We start from the raw sequence: 16,709 nt of genomic DNA on the forward strand, positions 1-16,709 counted from the left end.
TGACATCGGCCACAAGCGACGGCCATGGTTGTGGCCGACCGGCGTGGCGCGCGGGGCGCGCCGGGGCCGTCCGCTCCTCGGGCGGTGGTGACCTGCTGTGCGATACTTGACGAAGCTGTGCTGGGCCCCACACCCCCGCACGGCCTGACGAGCCAGCAGCTCCGCGATCCGCACGCGGTGCCGCGACGAAGGACTGTGAAGGGGTCCCGTGTCGCAGGCGTCCGCGAAGACGTGGCAGAGGTGGCCGCAGCCGAGACTTCCGTCCCGGCACTCGCTTCGACGCGACGTGCCCCAGGGCGACCGACCGCCCGGCGGTCCGCGGGTGTGGGGCGGACCCTGGGTCACAGGAGAACAGCACGTGACGCCTCGCAGCACCACAGATTCAACCCTCGGGTCACAGAACGATCACGACGCTCCTGAGGGGAGCGCCGAGGCGGGACAGGGCGAGGAGGTGCAGGCGACGTCCGGCGGACGTCCCACGCGCCGCCGTGCCGTGCGCCCCACGGCGGCGCCGGCTCCCGCCGTCGCGCCGATCGTGGTCGCCCCGGCCGCGACCGAGACGTCGGCGACCGGTGAGCAGCCGGACACGTCCGCGTTGGTCGTGACCTCCGCCGACGCGACCGAGGCGCCGCGCAAGCGGTCCCGGCGCGCCGTGCGCGACACGGCCGCGCCGCCCGCGGTCGTCGCGCCCGCCACCCCGGTGGCCGACGACGAGCCGACGCCGGTCGAGGAGATCGTCGAGCCCGGTGACCTGTCGCTCGACGACCGGTCCGCCGAGACCGACCCGGCCGCGGCCGAGGTCGAGGAGCCGGTGACGTCGGCGAAGGATCTCCTCGCCGACCTCCGCCTCCCGGAGCGCACGGTGGAGGCGCAGCCCGCCCCTGCTGCGGGCGGTATCCGGAGCCTGGACGACATCGTGCTGCCCGGCGGTCCCGCCGCCCGCGCCGAGTCGCCCGTCCCGGCAGACGAGCCCGCGGTCGAGGAGCCGAAGGCGCCGCGTGCCCGCCGCCGGACCAAGCGCGTCGAGCCTGAGGCCGTCGAGCCGGTCGAGGCCCCCGCGGAGGACGCCGAGCCGGCGCCGCGCGCCCGCTCCCGCCGTCGTGCCACCACGCCTGCTCCTGAGGACCTGGGCATCGTGCTGCCCGAGGCGCCGGCCACGCCGCCCGCGGCTCAGCCCGCCGCCGAGGCGGCCCCGGAGCCCGTCGCCGAGCCCGAGAAGCCCGCCCGTGCCCGCCGGACCGCGCGCCGCCGCGGCGGTGAGCCGGCCGACGCCGTGCCCCCGCAGGCCGCGGGGCCTGCCGCGACCGGCCGGCCGGCCGAGTCCGCCCCGGCAGCAGCCGAGGCCCAGGCAGCAGCCGAGGCCCCGGCCCGGCCCGAGTCGCCCGCCGCCACGACCGGCGGCTCGCGCACGCCTCGCCTCGCCACGACGGCGCTGCTCTTCCAGGCGCCGGACCTGTCGGCCGCGCGCCGCCCGCGTCGCGCCCAGGCCCCCGCAGGCCCGCCGCGCCCGCACGAGGCCGAGCAGGAGGTCCAGGCCACGTTCCGGACGCGGGCAGCGTCCCCCGCCCAGGCGGAGGCCCCGGCCCGGGCCGCGACCCCGTTCGGCGCGGAGGCACAGGCGCCGTCGCGCACCGAGGCACCCACCCGCGCCGAGGCACCCACCCGCACCGAGGCGCCGTCGCGTACCGAGGCCGCACCCGCGGCCGAGGCAGCGCCCGCGACCGAGACGCGCGGACGTCGCCGCCGGGCGGCGACCCGGCCCGCCGCGTCGCCCGCCGCGACCTTCGCGCCGGCTCCGGAGCGCGCTCCCGAGCGCGCCGAGCCGACGGCCCCCGCGTCCCCGGTCGCCGAGGCCCCCGAGGCCGCGGTGCTCGACGCGGAGGCTGACGAGACGTTCGCCGACGGCACCGTGGAGCCCACCACGATCTCCACGCCGCAGTTCCTGGCGGTCGAGCTCAGCGAGGACGACGCCGCGGCGGCCGAGGAGGTCGGGCTCATCGAGTCCGAGCTGCTGGCCGAGGGCGTCGAGCTCGCCGATCTCGCCCCCGAGGACTTCGACGAGGTCGAGGAGGAGGACGACGACGAGCTCCGGCCGGTGCGCCGCCGTCGTCGCCGGGGCGGGCGTGGCCGCCGGGGTGGCCGTGGCCGTGACGGCTACGACGACGAGTCCGACGAGGACGCCGACGAGCGTGACGAGTCCGACGAGCCCGGCTCCGCGGACGACGTGACGGCTGAGGACGAGGCGAGCACGCCGTCGTCGGCCGACGAGGACGAGGACGAGGGTGACGACGAGGGCGGGAGCCGCCGTCGTCGCCGTCGCCGCCGGGGCACGCGCGGCGAGCGCGCGGAGGCGGCCGCGAGCCGCACCCGCGAGCGCGCCGCAGGACCTGTCTCCGACGAGGTGACGGCGCTCAAGGGCTCCACCCGGCTCGAGGCCAAGCGCCAGCGCCGCCGCGAGGGCCGTGACGCAGGCCGTCGCCGCCAGATCATCACGGAGGCCGAGTTCCTGGCCCGCCGTGAGTCGGTCACGCGCTCGATGGTGGTGCGCGAGAAGGACGGCCGCACGCAGATCGCGGTGCTCGAGGACGGCGTGCTCGTGGAGCACTACGTGTCGCAGCAGTCGCAGACGTCGATGGCCGGCAACGTGTACCTGGGCCGCGTGCAGAACGTGCTGCCCAGCATGGAGGCCGCGTTCGTCGACATCGGCAAGGGCCGCAACGCCGTGCTGTACGCGGGCGAGGTCAACTGGGACGCCGCGGGCCTCGAGGGGCAGCCGCGCCGGATCGAGCAGGCGCTGAAGTCGGGCGACTCGGTGCTGGTGCAGGTCACCAAGGACCCGATCGGCCACAAGGGCGCGCGTCTGACCAGCCAGGTCACGCTCGCCGGCCGCTACCTGGTGTTCGTGCCGGGCGGCGGGATGACCGGCATCAGCCGCAAGCTGCCCGACACCGAGCGCAACCGCCTCAAGAAGATTCTCCGCGAGGTGGTCCCCGAGGGGGCGGGCGTCATCGTCCGCACGGCGGCGGAGGGCGCGAGCGAGGACGAGCTGCGTGCCGACGTCGAGCGCCTGCAGAACCAGTGGACGCAGATCGAGAAGAAGTCGAAGACGGCGAACGCCCCGGCCCTGCTCCAGGGCGAGCCGGACCTGGCGATCCGCGTGGTCCGCGACATCTTCAACGACGACTTCTCGTCGCTGGTGGTGCAGGGCGACGGGGCGTGGGACGAGATCTCGTCCTACGTCGACGAGCTGGCGCCCGACCTGCGCGAGCGCGTGTCCAAGTGGGTGGAGAGCACCGACGTGTTCGCCGTCCACCGCGTGGACGAGCAGCTCGCCAAGGGCATGGACCGCAAGGTGTGGCTGCCGTCCGGCGGCTCGCTGGTCATCGACCGCACCGAGGCCATGACCGTCGTGGACGTCAACACCGGCAAGTTCACCGGTGCGGGCGGCACGCTCGAGGAGACCGTCACGCGGAACAACCTCGAGGCGGCCGAGGAGATCGTGCGGCAGCTCCGGCTGCGCGACATCGGCGGCATCATCGTCATCGACTTCATCGACATGGTGCTGGAGTCCAACCGTGACCTGGTGCTCCGTCGCCTGGTCGAGTGCCTGGGCCGGGACCGGACCAAGCACCAGGTCGCCGAGGTGACGTCGCTGGGCCTGGTCCAGATGACGCGCAAGCGTGTGGGCCAGGGCCTCGTCGAGGCCTTCTCCGAGACGTGCGAGCACTGCCACGGGCGCGGGTTCATCGTGCACGAGGAGCCCGTCGAGCGTGGCGGGGCCTCCGGCTCCACGGGCTCGCACGGTGGCGCGGCCCCGGTCGCGCACGGGTCGCACGGCAACGGGTCGGCCTCCGAGGAGGGCCGTGGCAAGCGTCGCAAGCGTGGCGCGGCCACCCCGGCCAAGGAGTCGGCGCCGACGCCGGTCGTTCCCGTGCTGCCGGACGAGCGGTCCGAGGCACGCGAGGCGGTGAAGGCGACGCTCGCCACGATCGCCGCCGCGGCGGCGCACGCGCACGAGACGCGGGACCACGAGCACGGGGCCTCCGGGGACCCGTCGCACCTCGCGGCACTCGCCGAGGCGGTGGGTGGCTCGCCCGTCGAGGAGCCGGCCGACCTGGTGGTCGAGGCGTCGCGGGTCGACGCCGACGCGACGGAGGCCTTCGTCGAGGACGCGGTCGCCACCCAGACGGGTACCTCGGCACAGGTGACGGACAGGCCCGAGGCGGTCGACGTCGGGCAGGGTGACGACCTGCCCAAAGGAGCAGGCGACGAGGTCGCCTAAGCGAGGGTTCTGGCAGCGGCTGATGGGCCGCTGAGGCAGGCCACGGTAGCGGGGTCGGTCGGTGGTCGCGGCCTAGGCTCGGCGCGTGAGCTCCGAGACCTACGCCGCCGGCCCGCAGGTGACCCTCCGGGGCTGGACGGTGCGCGACCTGGCCGCGTTCCGAGAGTGGATGCGGCCCGGGCACGACTGGCACCGCTGGGACGGCCCGTACTACCCGGTGCCGTCCGACGCCGAGGCGGACGCCGCGGTGGAGGCGCTGGCCCGCGCGGCCGGGCTCGGTCCCGGCCCGGCGCCCGACGCGGACGGGCTGCCGCCCCGCCGCCTGGTGATCGACGTGGGCGGCGAGCTGGCCGGCACCGTGGCCTGGTACTGGGAGTCACGCGAGACGGAGTGGGCCCGGGTCGGTATCACCGTGTACGACCCGGCGGTGCGCGGGCGGGGCATCGGCCGTGAGGCCCTCGGGTTGTGGGTGTCGTACCTGTTCGGGACGACGGACTGGGTGCGCCTGGACTTCGCGACGTGGTCGGGCAACCACGCGATGCTGGCGGTCGGTCGGGCGCTCGGCTTCACCGAGGAGGGCAGGTTCCGGCGGGCCCGCGTGGTGGACGGGCAGCGGTACGACTCGGTGGTCATGGGCGTGCTCCGCGAGGAGTGGCCCGGCTGAGCCCCGGTGGTTGACTGTCCTCATGGATGACGGCTTCTCCACCGGCAGGCTCGAGGTGATCGCCGGCCCCATGTTCGCGGGAAAGTCCGAGGAGCTGGTGCGTCGGGTGCGGCGCGCGCAGATCGCCCGGCGGGGTGTGCTCGTGGTGAGCCACGCGATGGACACGCGGCGGGGTACGGGCGTGGTGTCGTCGCACTCGGGGCTCGAGGTGGCGTCGGTCGTGGCGTCGTCGGCGGAGGAGATCCCGGGTCTCGTCTCCGCCGGGACGGAGCTCGTGGCGGTCGACGAGGCGCAGTTCTTCGGCGACGCCCTCGTGCCCGTGGCGACCGCCCTGGCCGACGCCGGGCTCGTGGTCGTCGTCGCCGGGCTCTCCGTCACGTTCGACGCCCGCCCGTTCGAGCCGCTGCCCGCGCTCATGGCAGTGGCCGAGTCGGTGGTGAAGCTCACCGCGGTGTGCGCCGTCTGTGGTGCGGACGCGGCGTTCCACGTCCGCACGGCTCCGGTGCCCGACGACGCCTCGCCCGGCTCGGGCTCGTCCCTCACGCCGGTCCCGGCGCACGTGGGGGGCGCCGACCTGTACGAGGCGCGCTGCCGGCAGCACCGGGGCTGAGTCAGTCGTCGTTCGTGGAGGCCCGAGCCTGCGGTTCCGTTCCGCGCGGGTCCTGCTTCGCTGCGGCCCCACGCTGCACTGCACCTCCGTCTCAGTCCTCGATCAAGGGCACAAAACGGTAGGCGCCGTGGTCGGTGGTCCGGACGCCGCCGTCGGGCAGCCGCTCGACCAGGTACATGGTGGTGCGGACCGGGATCACCATGCGACCGCCGTAGCCCACCTGGTCCACGAGGTCCTGGGGCAGCTCCGTGGCCGAGGCCGAGACGAGGACGCGGTCCCAGCCGCCCGGCCGGGGCACGCCGAGGACGTCGGGCTGGGCCTGGACCACCCGGGCCCACGGCATGCCGGCGGCCTCGACGTTCCGAGCGCCCCACTCGGCCAGCCCTGGCTCGCGCTCCACGCCAAGCACCTCGCCCGAGGGGCCCACGAGGGCCGCGAGGAGGGCGGTCGTCCACCCGGACCCGGAGCCGACGTCGAGCACCCGTGCGCCGACCGGCACCCGGAGCAGCCGGAGCATCGCCGCGACCGTGGACGGTTGCGACGACGTCTGCCCGCGCCCGATCGGCAGCGGCCGGTCGTGGCCGGCGAACGGCTGCTGGGACCGGGGGAGGAAGCCGCGCCGGGCCACGGTGCGCATGACCCTCGCGACCGCGTCGTCACGGTCGTACCGGAACTGCTGTGCCGTCGAGCTCATCCCCATGTCTCCTCTCCGCCACTGTAAGCACAGGGCAGCGGGGTTCGCCGGGCCGCGCTCAGCGATGGCGAGACCCGGGCGGCGGCGTCATGGTGGAGACATCGGTCGGCGCGGACCTGCGCCGGCCCCGACGAGGGGAGCACCTATGGCTGGGACGGTCGCACGGATCACGGAGATCAGCGCGCGCTCGGACACGAGCTTCGAGGACGCCATCCGCGTCGGCGTCGACCGCGCGAACGAGACGCTGCGGAACGTGAGCGGCGCGTGGGTCAAGGAGCAGAAGGTCGAGATCGAGAACGGCAACATCGTGGCCTGGCAGGTGGCCCTGCAGATCACGTTCGTCCTGGACTGAACCCACCTCACCCCCGGGGGCACGGGTCGTCGGCCGTGAGGGCCGCCGGACCGTGCCCCCGGCATGTGCGGGTGGCGGATACGTGGTTGCCCTCATTGCCGGAGAGCGAGGACCAGCCCTACGGTCTAAAAGTTAGGACTGGGAACAATCCTGGCCAGACCGTCCGGCGTCCTTCTGGGGCGCCGGCCCGTACCGGAAGGGCCCTCCATGATCCGCAAGAAGCTGGCCGCTGTCGCCGCCTCTGCGGCGGTCGCGGTCTCGGGCGTGGGGATCGGCATCACAGCCGCCACCTCCGCCGCCGCCGCGACGCCGATCCCGCAGCACGTGTTCGCGCCCTACTACGAGATGTGGCTCGGCGACGACATGTCGACCCTGAGCCAGCAGTCCGGCGCCGACTACCTCACCCTCGCGTTCCTGCAGACCGCGACCCCCGGCTCGTGCACCCTCCTCTGGAACGGCGACACCCCGGTGAGCCAGGCCGCGTGGGGCGGCGAGATCGCCGCGGTGCGCGCGCAGGGCGGGGACGTCATCCCGTCGCTCGGTGGCTACACGGCCGGTACCACCGGCACGGAGCTCGCCGACAGCTGCACCAGCGTCACCTCGATCGCGACCGCCATCCAGAACCTCGTCACCACGTACGACGTGACACGCCTGGACTTCGACGTCGAGTCCACGTCGCTGAGCAACTCCGCGGGCATCGACCGCCGCAACAAGGCGCTCAAGATCGTGCAGGACTGGGCTGCCGCCACGGGTCGCACCCTCGAGATCCAGTACACGCTGCCGACCAGCACGAGCGGGCTGTCGGAGGCGGGCCTGGCTCTCCTGCGCAACGCCATCTCGAACGGCGCCCGCGTGGACCTGGTCAACATCATGACCTTCGACTACTACGACGGCCGCACGCACGACATGGGCCAGAGCACCATCTCCGCGGGGACCGGCCTCTTCAACCAGCTCAAGGCGCTGTATCCCGGCAAGACGGACGCGCAGCTGTGGCGCATGGTCGGCATCACCGAGATGGTCGGCATCGACGACTACGGTCCCGCCGAGACGTTCACCCAGCAGGACGCGGGCGAGGTGCTGCAGTGGGCCACCGGCCGCATCGGCTTCCTGTCCTTCTGGGCCCTCCAGCGGGACAACGGCGGCTGCCCCGGGACGGTGGGCGCGGGCACGTGCTCCGGGATTGTCCAGCCCACGTGGTTCTTCAGCCAGGCGTTCGCACCGTTCACGTCGGGCGGCTCCACGAACCCGACGCCGACGCCGACGCCCACGCAGCCGGGCACCTGCACGGCCTCGCCCTGGAGCTCGTCGGCCGTGTACACGGGCGGCGCGCTCGTCTCGCACGCGGGCCGTACCTGGTATGCCAAGTGGTGGACGCAGGGCGAGACGCCGGGTGCGGCAGCGGTCTGGGAGGACCGGGGTGCGTGCGCCGGGACGACGCCGACGCCGACTCCTACGCCCACCCCGACCCCCACTCCGACGCCGACCCCCACCCCGACGCCGACGCCGACCGTGCCCGCCGCGGCACCGTGGAACGCGTCGACGGCGTACACCGGGAACTCCCGGGTCACCTACGGCGGTCACCTGTGGCGCGCCAAGTGGTGGACGCAGGGTGACGTCCCCGGTGCTGCCCAGTGGGGCCCGTGGGAGGACCTCGGCGCGGCCTGACGCGCGCGCCGGGACCGGACGACCAGGCGGGACGTGGCCCATCCCACGTCCCGCCTGGTTTGAGTACACCCGCCGGGTCACGTAGTCTTGTGTGTCGGTGCGCTGTCTGCGTACCAGTCCCGCGTGCCCATGGCGCACCGCACTCGACCGCCGCGGCGGTCCGAGTCTCAAGCCAAGCCGGTGAGTTCCGTCGTGCGTGCATGCCAAGACTAGAGAGATGAGTAGCAACGTGGTGTACGCGATCGTCAAGGCCGGTGGCCGTCAGGAGAAGGTGTCCGTCGGGGACATCGTCGTCATGGACCGTGTCCAGGCGGCTCCCGGTGAGAGCATCGAGCTCGCAGCCCTCCTGCTCGTGGACGGGGAGAAGGTGACCACCGACGCGGCGAAGCTCGCGAAGGTCAAGGTCACCGCCGAGGTCGTTCGGGACGAGAAGGGCCCGAAGATCACGATCCTCAAGTACAAGAACAAGACCGGCTACCGCAAGCGTCAGGGTCACCGCCAGAAGCTGACCCGCGTGAAGGTCACCGGCATCAAGTGACGTCGGAGGGGCCGCAGCCCCCCGGATTCCCCCCGTTCTTCAGTACGAAAGCAGGATGAGATGGCACACAAGAAGGGCGCGAGCTCCTCGCGCAACGGTCGTGACTCCAACGCGCAGCGCCTCGGCGTCAAGCGCTTCGGTGGGCAGGTCGTGAAGGCCGGCGAGATCATCGTCCGCCAGCGCGGCACCCACTTCCACCCCGGCGCCAACGTGGGTCGCGGTGGCGACGACACGCTGTTCGCCCTCGCCGCCGGTGCGGTGCAGTTCGGCACGCGTCGTGGCCGCAAGGTCATCGACATCGTGACCGTCGAGGCCTGAGCCTTCGACGCAGTCTTCGCAGAGGGGCGCACCGTCGCGGTGCGCCCCTCGTGCTTTGCCCCAGCAGTGAGAGGATCAGAACATGGCCAGCTTCGTCGATCGCGTCGTGCTCCACGTCGCAGGCGGTGACGGCGGGAACGGCTGCGCCTCGATCCGCCGGGAGAAGTTCAAGCCGCTCGCCGGCCCGGACGGCGGGAACGGCGGTGACGGCGGCAGCGTCCGCCTCGTCGTCGACCGTCAGACCACCACGCTCCTCGAGTACCACCACTCGCCGCACCGCTATGCCCCGAGCGGCACGCAGGGCCAGGGCGATGACAAGGACGGCGCCAAGGGCGGCGACCTGGTGCTGACGGTGCCCGAGGGCACCGTCGTCAAGGACAGGGACGGCAACGTCCTCGCCGACCTCGTGGGCGTGGGCGCCGAGTACGTGGCCGCCGCGGGCGGCAAGGGCGGCCTGGGAAACCGGGACCTCGCGTCCTCCAAGCGCAAGGCCCCGGGCTTCGCGCTGCTCGGCGAGCCGGGCGAGACGGCCGAGCTGGTCCTGGAGCTCAAGACCATCGCCGACGTGGCGCTGGTGGGCTACCCCAGTGCCGGCAAGTCGTCGCTGGTGGCGGCCATCTCGGCGGCCCGCCCCAAGATCGCGGACTACCCGTTCACCACCCTCGTGCCGAACCTGGGCGTGGTGCAGGCCGGCGACTCCCGCTACACGGTGGCCGACGTGCCGGGGCTCATCCCGGGCGCCTCGGAGGGCAAGGGTCTCGGCCTCGAGTTCCTGCGCCACATCGAGCGCACCGCCATGATCGTGCACGTCCTCGACTGCGCCACGCTGGAGCCGGACCGCGACCCCATCAGCGACCTCGACGTGATCGAGAACGAGCTGGCGGCCTACGCGGGCGACCTCGGGATCGAGGGCGGCCGCGTGCCGCTCATGGAGCGTCCGCGCCTCGTGGTGCTGAACAAGATCGACGTCCCCGAGGCGCGCGAGCTGGCCGAGATGGTGCGGCCCGAGCTGGAGGCGCGCGGTCTGCGGGTCTTCGAGGTGTCGACCGCGAGCCACGAGGGTCTGCGTGCCCTGACGTTCGCGCTCGCGGAGATCGTCGAGAAGGCGCGTGCCGAGGCTCCGGCCCCCGAGCCGGCGCGCATCGTGCTGCGGCCCCGTGCCGTGAACGACGGCGGGTTCACCGTCCGTCGCGTGGGCGGTGCCGAGAACTACTGGTTCGAGGTGCGCGGCGTGAAGCCGGAGCGCTGGGTGCGCCAGACCGACTTCAACAACGACGAGGCCGTGGGCTTCCTCGCCGACCGGCTCGCGAAGCTGGGCGTCGAGGACGGCCTCCTCAAGGCGGGTGCGGTCGCCGGCGACGAGGTGCGGATCGGTGACCCGCGCAACTCTGTCGTGTTCGACTGGGAGCCCACGCTCCAGGCCGGTGCCGAGCTGCTCGGCTCCCGCGGTACGGACCTGCGGCTCGACGACAACGCGCGCCCGACGCGCAGCGACCGTCGCCGGGAGTTCACGGAGCGCATGGACGCCAAGGCCGAGGCGCGCCGCGAACTCTGGACCGAGCGCGAGTCGGGCGTCTGGACGGACCCCGACAAGGACTGACGCCCTGGCCGGCGGTCGGTTGTGGGTATGGCTGTGGCGTGAAGTCCCCGCGGAGTTCACGCCACAGCCATACCCACAACCGACCAGGAGGCGATATGGAGCGGCGGCCTCGGCGCCCTACCGGCGATGATGGGCCCGTGAACGCCATCGTCTCCCGGTCAGCGGTCTCCACAGCCCAGCGCGTGGTGGTCAAGATCGGTTCCTCGTCCCTCACGGGCCCCGACGGGCACCTGGACCTGACGGCGCTGCGCTCCCTCGTGGACGTGCTGGCCGCGCGCCGAGCCGCTGGTGGCCAGGTGGTCCTGGTGACCTCCGGGGCGGTGGCGGCAGGCCTGGGCCCGCTGGGCCTCCCGGTCCGGCCGCGTGACGTCGCGACGATGCAGGCGGCCGCCTCGGTGGGGCAGGGGCAGCTCGTCGCCCGTTACACCGAGGCGTTCGCCGCCCACGGGCTGCCGGTGGGCCAGATCCTGCTCACGGCCGAGGACACGGTGCGCCGCCTGCGCTACCGCAACGCGCAGCGCGCCCTGGAGCGTCTGATCGCGCTCGGCGTGGTGCCGGTGATCAACGAGAACGACGCCGTCACCACCGACGAGCTCCGATTCGGCGACAACGACCGGCTCGCCGCCCTGGTGTCGCACCTCGTCCGGGCCGACGCGATGGTCCTGCTCACCGACGTGGACGGCCTGCACGACGGCCCGCCGTCCCGGCCCGGCGCCCAGCGCATCCCCTACGTGGGCTCGCTCGACGACGTCGCGGGCGTCGAGGTCACCGCGCGCGGGAGCTCCGTGGGCACCGGCGGCATGGTCACCAAGCTGGAGTCCGTGCGCATCGCGACCGGGGCGGGGATCCCCGTGGTCCTCACCCGCGCGGGGAACGCCGAGGGCGCGCTGGCCGGCGAGGACGTGGGCACCTTCTTCGCCACCACGGGCAAGCGTTCGTCGGCCCGCCGCCTCTGGATCGCGCACGCCGCGCTGACCCACGGCCGCCTCCACCTGGACGACGGCGCCGTCCGCGCCGTCCTGGGCGGCCGCGCCTCGCTGCTCCCGGCGGGGATCACCGGGGTCGACGGTGACTTCGAGGCGGGCGACCCCGTCGAGCTGGTCGCGCCGGACGGGCGCGTCGTCGCCCGAGGGCTGGTCGCGTTCGGGGCGGGCGAGATCCCCGCCCTGCTGGGTCGCTCCACCTACGCGCTGCGCGAGGAGCTCGGCGAGGGGTACGACCGCGAGGTGGTCCACCGCGACGACCTGGTCCTCGAGAGGCCGCGCTCCGCCCGGTAGGCGCCGCGCCCAGCGGGCTCGCCCGGCCTGTGGATAGCCCCCGGTCGCCGCAGGCCGGGCGTCGTAGGCTCGTTCCATGACCAGCCTGCTGCCCGACGCCGAAGCCTCGTCCGCGCGCCCCGTCGCCGCTCCTGGGGTCACCCCGGGAGACGCGGCCGGGCCGGCGCCGTCGGGCACCGCGGTGACCGACGAGGTGACGGCCGGGGTCCAGGACGTGGCACGGCGCGCCAAGACCGCGTCGCGGGCGCTCGCGACCGCCAACCGGAGTACCAAGGACGCGGCGCTGCGCGCGCTCGCCGACGCGCTCGTGACCCAGGCGAGCAGGATCGTGGACGCGAACGCCGAGGACCTCGCTCGCGGGCGCGCCTCCGGGATGACCGACGGCCTGCTCGACCGGCTCGCGCTCACGCCCGCGCGCATCGGCACCATCGCCGACGCCCTGCGGGAGGTCGCCGGCCTGCCCGACCCGGTGGGCGAGGTGGTGCGCGGCCAGACGCTGCCCAACGGCCTGCGCCTGCGCCAGCTGCGCGTGCCCATGGGCGTGGTCGGCATGATCTACGAGGCACGGCCCAACGTGACCGTGGACGCCGTGGGCCTCACCCTCAAGAGTGGCAACGCGGTGGTCCTCCGCGGCGGTTCCGCAGCGGCATCGTCGAACGCGGTGATCGTGGACGTGCTGCGCGGGGCGCTCGCGGCGCAGGGGCTGCCTGCCGACCTGGTGCAGTCGGTCGACGCGTACGGCCGCGCGGGCGGCGTCGCCCTGATGCAGGCACGCGGGCTCGTGGACGTGCTGGTCCCGCGCGGCGGTGCCGACCTCATCCAGACGGTCGTGCAGGAGTCCCGGGTCCCGGTCATCGAGACGGGCGTGGGCAACGTCCACGTGTACGTCGACGCCACGGCCGACCCCGCCATGGCGCTCGAGATCCTGATGAACGCCAAGACGCAGCGCGTCGGCGTCTGCAACGCCGCCGAGACGCTGCTGGTCCACGCCGACGCGGCGCCCGGGTTCCTGCCGGGCGCGCTGACGGCGCTCGCGGGTGCCGGGGTGGTGCTGCACGGTGACGACGCGACGCGGGCGCTCGCGCCGTCCGGCGTCCACGTCGAGCCGGCCACGGACCACGACTGGGCCACCGAGTACCTCGCCCTGGAGCTGGCGGTCCGCGTCGTCGACGACCTCGACGTGGCGATCGAGCACATCCGCGCCTGGACGTCGGGCCACACGGAGGCGATCGTGACCCGCGACCTCGCCGCGTCAGAGCGCTTCGTGGCCGAGCTCGACTCCGCGGCCATCATGGTGAACGCCTCGACCCGGTTCACGGACGGGGGCGAGCTCGGCCTCGGCGCGGAGATCGGCATCTCCACCCAGAAGCTGCACGCCCGCGGCCCCATGGGCCTCGCCGAGCTCACCACGACGAAGTGGGTGGTCCAGGGCGACGGCCACGTACGCCCCTGACCACCTGTCCGGCCCGTGTCGGCGTGTCGCCCGGTGCGCCCCGGCCGCGATGGTGACGTGAGAGACTAAGGGCCACCCGAGCACGTACCACTTGGAGGAAAACCCGTGCTGCACACCGCAGTCCTTGCCGCCCAGGCCGCCACCGAGCACGTGAACGAGCCGATCAACCCGATCGCCCTGGGCCTCATCGCCTTCGGGTCGCTGATCGCGGCGCTGATCGTCACGTACGCGTTCCGCAACGTCGGCAACCGGCACTGATCTGACGGGCCAGGTGACGGGGAACCGACGCGACCAGTGACGACGAGCCAGCGGCCACGCATCGGCGTGATGGGCGGCACCTTCGACCCCATCCACCACGGCCACCTCGTGGCGGCCAGCGAGGCCGCCGCACATCTCGGTCTCGACGAGGTCGTCTTCGTCCCCACCGGGCGCCCGGGCTTCAAGCAGCACCAGACCGTCACGCCCGCCGAGCACCGGTACCTCATGTCGGTGGTCGCCACGGCGTCGAACCCCCGCTTCACCGTGAGCCGGGTCGACATCGACCGGCCAGGGCTCACCTACACGGTAGACACGCTGCGTGACCTGCGCGAACAGCGCCCCGGCGCCGACCTGTACTTCATCTCCGGGGCTGATGCGATCGAGCAGATCCTCACGTGGAAGGATGCCGACAAGCTGTGGGACATGGCACACTTCGTCGCGGTCACCCGGCCGGGGCACCGTCTGAGCGTGGACGGTCTGCCCGCGGGCCGAGTGACGACGCTCGAGGTCCCGGCGCTCGCCATCTCCTCGACCGACTGCCGTCGTCGGGCGAGAGCGGGTCAGCCGGTGTGGTACCTGGTGCCCGACGGCGTGGTCCAGTACATCGCCAAGCACGGACTGTATCGAGGTCTTCACGATGAGTGACAACAATGGTCGTCCACTGACGCGGCGCGAGCTTCGCGAACGCGAGGCCGCTCAGGCCGCGCCCGCAGGCGGGTATCCGCCGGGCGGGCAGCCGCCTGCCGGTCCGCCCGGAGCCCGGCCGCCGGGCCCCGAGCAGGGGTACCAGCAGCAGGCGCCCGTGGTGCGCCCGCCGCAGGCCTCGGGCGGGGTGCGTGGCGTCGACGCCACCGGCCGTCTGACGCCCGTGCGGCAGGTCGGCGACCCTGGAGCCGCACCCCCGCCCGCCCCGGGTGGGCAGGGTCCCGCGCGTCCGTCCGCCTACGGTGGACAGCCCGCCGGGTACCCGCCGCAGGGTGCACCCGCTCAGGGCAGGCCAGGTCCTGGCGCGCCCGGCGCGCCCGGAGGCCAGCACCAGGGCGGTCCCGGCGGAGCCCCCAGCCCGTTCGGTCGTCCGGCAGGCCCCGGCCCCGCGGCACCCGCCCCCCAGCAGGCGCCGCCCGGCCGCTTCGGCTCAGCCCCCGCCGCGCCGTTCCCCGGCGCCGGCGACTCCCAGAGCTGGCAGGCCCAGGCGCCCGCCCCCGCTCGGCCGTCAGCGCCCGAGCGGCCCGCCGCCTTCGGCGCCGCTCCCGGTCCGGCAGCCCCTCCCTCGCCCTTCGGCGCTCCGCCCGCGCAGGGCGGTCAGCGTCCTGGCGGCCCGGGAGCGCCCGGTGCTCCCGCCGGGGCCGGCCTCCCGTGGGACTCGGCCGGACCGCAGGCGCCCGCGGCGCCCGGCGCCGGGGCGGGCCTGCCCTGGGAGTCCGCCGCGACGCAGGCGGCAGCGCCCGCGTCCGTGCCGCCGGGGGCCATGCCTCCGGGCGGCGGCTCGCCCTTCCCCTCGCGGGGCGGCGCGCCTGGTGGCCCCGGCCCCATGGGCCCGGGGGGACCCGGACCGGACAACGGCTTCGAGGTTCTCGTCGGGTCGGGCCGGCCCCAGTCCGTCCGGTCGGGCCAGCAGCCCGACGAGTGGGACGACGTCGAGGAGGACCCGGGCCCCTCGTACACCTGGCTGCACTACATCATCCTCGTGGTTGTCGCGTTCGTCCTGGGTCTGCTGATCTGGAACCTCGTGCTGGCCGGCCCGGACTCCGGGTTCGAGAGCGGCGAGGCAGCAGGCCTGGTGGGTCTGCTGATCGATCAACGAGCAGGGAGTACCGCATGACGGCCACAGAGCGTTCGGTCGAGCTGGCGATCGTCGCGGCACGCGCCGCGTCCGACCGCAAGGCGCAGGAGATCATCGCGCTGGACGTGAGCGAGCAGCTGGTGCTCACGGACATCTTCCTCATCGCCTCGGGAACCAACGAGCGTCAGGTTTCCGCCATCGTGGACGCCGTCGAGGAAGCGATGATCAAGGCGGGCGTCAAGGCGATCCGCCGCGAGGGCAAGTCCGAGGGCCGCTGGGTCCTCCTCGACTTCGGTGACATCGTGGTGCACGTGCAGCACGCCGAGGACCGGGTCTACTACGCGCTCGAGCGCCTCTGGAAGGACTGCCCGGCAGTCGAGCTCCCCGAGGACGCGCGCGGCAGCGACGAGGTCCGCAACGAGTACAGCGAGTACGCAGACTTCGCCGACGACGGCGCCATCCACCTCTCCTCGGAGCCGCGTCAGTGACGGCAGGCACCGTCGTCCTTCTCCGGCACGGCCGCACCGCCTACAACGCGGGCCTGCGGCTGCAGGGCCAGATCGACATCCCGCTCGACGACGTCGGCCGCTGGCAGGCCGCTCAGGGGGCCGCGGCGCTCGCCGCGTCCCACAAGGCGTCGGTCGTGGTGTCCAGCGACCTCGTCCGTGCGGTCGACACCGCCAACGCCTACGCCGAGACCATCGGGGTCCCCGTCTCCACCGACCGTGAGCTGCGCGAGCGCAGCTTCGGCGCGTGGGAAGGCCTCACGGACGGCGAGATCGCCGAGCAGTGGCCCGAGGAGCACGCCGCCTGGCGCAGCGGTGCCGAGCCGGCGCGCGCCGGTGCAGAGTCGAAGGCCGCGGTGGCGGAGCGCATGGCGGCCGCGGTCAGCCGGCACGCCGACGCGCTGGAGCCCGACGACACGCTGGTGGTGGTCTCCCACGGGGCGGCCATCACACTGGCGGTGACGCGTCTGCTCGGGCTCGACCCGGGGGAGTGGCGCGGTCTGCACGGGCTCCACAACGTGCACTGGTCCCATCTGCACCGCTCGGGCCCGCAGGGCGTGCCGGCGTGGCGCCTGGTGGCCCACAACGTGGGCGCCGGCTATCCGCTGGACCAGTGGCAGGCCGGTCCGGACTGGAATCTGGAACCCTCGGCCAGGTGATCAGGTCCACACAGGCCGGCCCGGTTTCCGATTTGGTCACCCGGCGCCGG

At 73.8% G+C, this 16,709-nt stretch carries 16 protein-coding genes; 15 read left to right on the plus strand and 1 reads right to left on the minus strand.

Features of this window, described 5'->3' with window-relative positions:
• Positions 1–358 precede the first annotated feature (358 nt).
• From AC060K_RS01780 to AC060K_RS01790, 3 genes are all read left to right on the plus strand, one after another.
• A complete protein-coding gene (locus AC060K_RS01780) occupies positions 359–4,282 on the plus strand; it encodes an Rne/Rng family ribonuclease (RefSeq protein WP_483763738.1) in 3,924 nt (1,307 codons plus the stop codon).
• An 85-nt stretch (positions 4,283–4,367) separates the two neighbouring features.
• Positions 4,368–4,946, plus strand: coding sequence for a GNAT family N-acetyltransferase (locus AC060K_RS01785; RefSeq protein ID WP_483763739.1), 579 nt, complete (start codon positions 4,368–4,370; stop codon positions 4,944–4,946).
• 22 nt (positions 4,947–4,968) lie between these two features.
• Positions 4,969–5,556: a thymidine kinase gene (locus AC060K_RS01790; protein WP_483763740.1), complete on the plus strand. Its 588-nt coding sequence runs from the start codon at positions 4,969–4,971 to the stop codon at positions 5,554–5,556.
• A gap of 91 nt (positions 5,557–5,647) precedes the next feature.
• Here AC060K_RS01790 and AC060K_RS01795 read toward each other — a convergent pair whose 3' ends face one another.
• The gene (locus AC060K_RS01795; protein ID WP_483763741.1) at positions 5,648–6,250 is read right to left on the minus strand and encodes a protein-L-isoaspartate O-methyltransferase family protein; all 603 of its coding nucleotides are present in this window, start codon (positions 6,248–6,250) and stop codon (positions 5,648–5,650) included.
• Between the two features lie 145 nt (positions 6,251–6,395).
• Here AC060K_RS01795 and AC060K_RS01800 point away from each other — a divergent pair, with 145 nt between their 5' ends.
• The 12 genes from AC060K_RS01800 to AC060K_RS01855 all read left to right on the plus strand — a co-directional run bounded on the left by AC060K_RS01800 (position 6,396) and on the right by AC060K_RS01855 (position 16,659).
• The gene (locus AC060K_RS01800) at positions 6,396–6,602 is read left to right on the plus strand and encodes a dodecin family protein (protein WP_483763742.1); all 207 of its coding nucleotides are present in this window, start codon (positions 6,396–6,398) and stop codon (positions 6,600–6,602) included.
• Between the two features lie 207 nt (positions 6,603–6,809).
• Positions 6,810–8,267 carry a chitinase gene (locus AC060K_RS01805; protein WP_483763743.1) on the plus strand — a complete coding sequence of 486 codons (1,458 nt, stop codon included), beginning with the start codon at positions 6,810–6,812 and terminating at the stop codon, positions 8,265–8,267.
• Between the two features lie 229 nt (positions 8,268–8,496).
• Positions 8,497–8,805: a 50S ribosomal protein L21 gene (rplU, locus tag AC060K_RS01810; protein WP_483764040.1), complete on the plus strand. Its 309-nt coding sequence runs from the start codon at positions 8,497–8,499 to the stop codon at positions 8,803–8,805.
• Between the two features lie 60 nt (positions 8,806–8,865).
• Positions 8,866–9,123 (plus strand): 50S ribosomal protein L27, encoded by a 258-nt coding sequence (gene rpmA / locus AC060K_RS01815; protein ID WP_483763744.1) that lies wholly within the window; start codon positions 8,866–8,868, stop codon positions 9,121–9,123.
• Positions 9,124–9,205: 82 nt separating this feature from the next.
• Entirely contained in the window at positions 9,206–10,723 is a 1,518-nt protein-coding gene (obgE, locus tag AC060K_RS01820; protein ID WP_483763745.1) for a GTPase ObgE, read from the plus strand.
• A gap of 95 nt (positions 10,724–10,818) precedes the next feature.
• Positions 10,819–12,000, plus strand: a complete 1,182-nt coding sequence (gene proB, locus AC060K_RS01825) for a glutamate 5-kinase (protein WP_483763746.1) — start codon at positions 10,819–10,821, stop codon at positions 11,998–12,000.
• Positions 12,001–12,076: 76 nt separating this feature from the next.
• Positions 12,077–13,453 carry a glutamate-5-semialdehyde dehydrogenase gene (locus tag AC060K_RS01830; protein WP_483763747.1) on the plus strand — a complete coding sequence of 459 codons (1,377 nt, stop codon included), beginning with the start codon at positions 12,077–12,079 and terminating at the stop codon, positions 13,451–13,453.
• A gap of 105 nt (positions 13,454–13,558) precedes the next feature.
• Complete coding sequence (locus AC060K_RS01835; RefSeq protein WP_483763748.1) at positions 13,559–13,711, plus strand: hypothetical protein; 153 nt, start codon at positions 13,559–13,561, stop codon at positions 13,709–13,711.
• Between the two features lie 36 nt (positions 13,712–13,747).
• On the plus strand, positions 13,748–14,356 hold the full coding sequence (gene nadD / locus AC060K_RS01840; RefSeq protein ID WP_483763749.1) for a nicotinate-nucleotide adenylyltransferase: 609 nt from the start codon (positions 13,748–13,750) through the stop codon (positions 14,354–14,356).
• Positions 14,349–15,533, plus strand: coding sequence for a hypothetical protein (locus AC060K_RS01845; RefSeq protein WP_483763750.1), 1,185 nt, complete (start codon positions 14,349–14,351; stop codon positions 15,531–15,533). The genes nadD and AC060K_RS01845 overlap by 8 nt, the downstream gene beginning before the upstream one ends.
• On the plus strand, positions 15,530–15,982 hold the full coding sequence (rsfS, locus tag AC060K_RS01850; RefSeq protein ID WP_483763751.1) for a ribosome silencing factor: 453 nt from the start codon (positions 15,530–15,532) through the stop codon (positions 15,980–15,982). The genes AC060K_RS01845 and rsfS overlap by 4 nt, the downstream gene beginning before the upstream one ends.
• Positions 15,979–16,659, plus strand: a complete 681-nt coding sequence (locus tag AC060K_RS01855) for a histidine phosphatase family protein (RefSeq protein WP_483763752.1) — start codon at positions 15,979–15,981, stop codon at positions 16,657–16,659. The genes rsfS and AC060K_RS01855 overlap by 4 nt, the downstream gene beginning before the upstream one ends.
• The last annotated feature ends 50 nt before the right edge of the window (positions 16,660–16,709 follow it).

Source organism: Antribacter sp. NEAU-D49 (assembly GCF_057158775.1).

Bases quoted from the DNA above. Each gene is read 5' to 3' on its own strand.
- AC060K_RS01845 (WP_483763750.1), top strand. From the start codon at position 14,349: ATGAGTGACAACAATGGTCGTCCACTGACGCGGCGCGAGCTTCGCGAA.
- proB (WP_483763746.1), top strand. From the start codon at position 10,819: ATGGAGCGGCGGCCTCGGCGCCCTACCGGCGATGATGGGCCCGTGAAC.
- AC060K_RS01790 (WP_483763740.1), top strand. From the start codon at position 4,969: ATGGATGACGGCTTCTCCACCGGCAGGCTCGAGGTGATCGCCGGCCCC.
- AC060K_RS01805 (WP_483763743.1), top strand. From the start codon at position 6,810: ATGATCCGCAAGAAGCTGGCCGCTGTCGCCGCCTCTGCGGCGGTCGCG.
- rsfS (WP_483763751.1), top strand. From the start codon at position 15,530: ATGACGGCCACAGAGCGTTCGGTCGAGCTGGCGATCGTCGCGGCACGC.
- obgE (WP_483763745.1), top strand. From the start codon at position 9,206: ATGGCCAGCTTCGTCGATCGCGTCGTGCTCCACGTCGCAGGCGGTGAC.
- AC060K_RS01795 (WP_483763741.1), bottom strand. From the start codon at position 6,250: ATGAGCTCGACGGCACAGCAGTTCCGGTACGACCGTGACGACGCGGTC.
- AC060K_RS01800 (WP_483763742.1), top strand. From the start codon at position 6,396: ATGGCTGGGACGGTCGCACGGATCACGGAGATCAGCGCGCGCTCGGAC.
- AC060K_RS01830 (WP_483763747.1), top strand. From the start codon at position 12,077: ATGACCAGCCTGCTGCCCGACGCCGAAGCCTCGTCCGCGCGCCCCGTC.
- rpmA (WP_483763744.1), top strand. From the start codon at position 8,866: ATGGCACACAAGAAGGGCGCGAGCTCCTCGCGCAACGGTCGTGACTCC.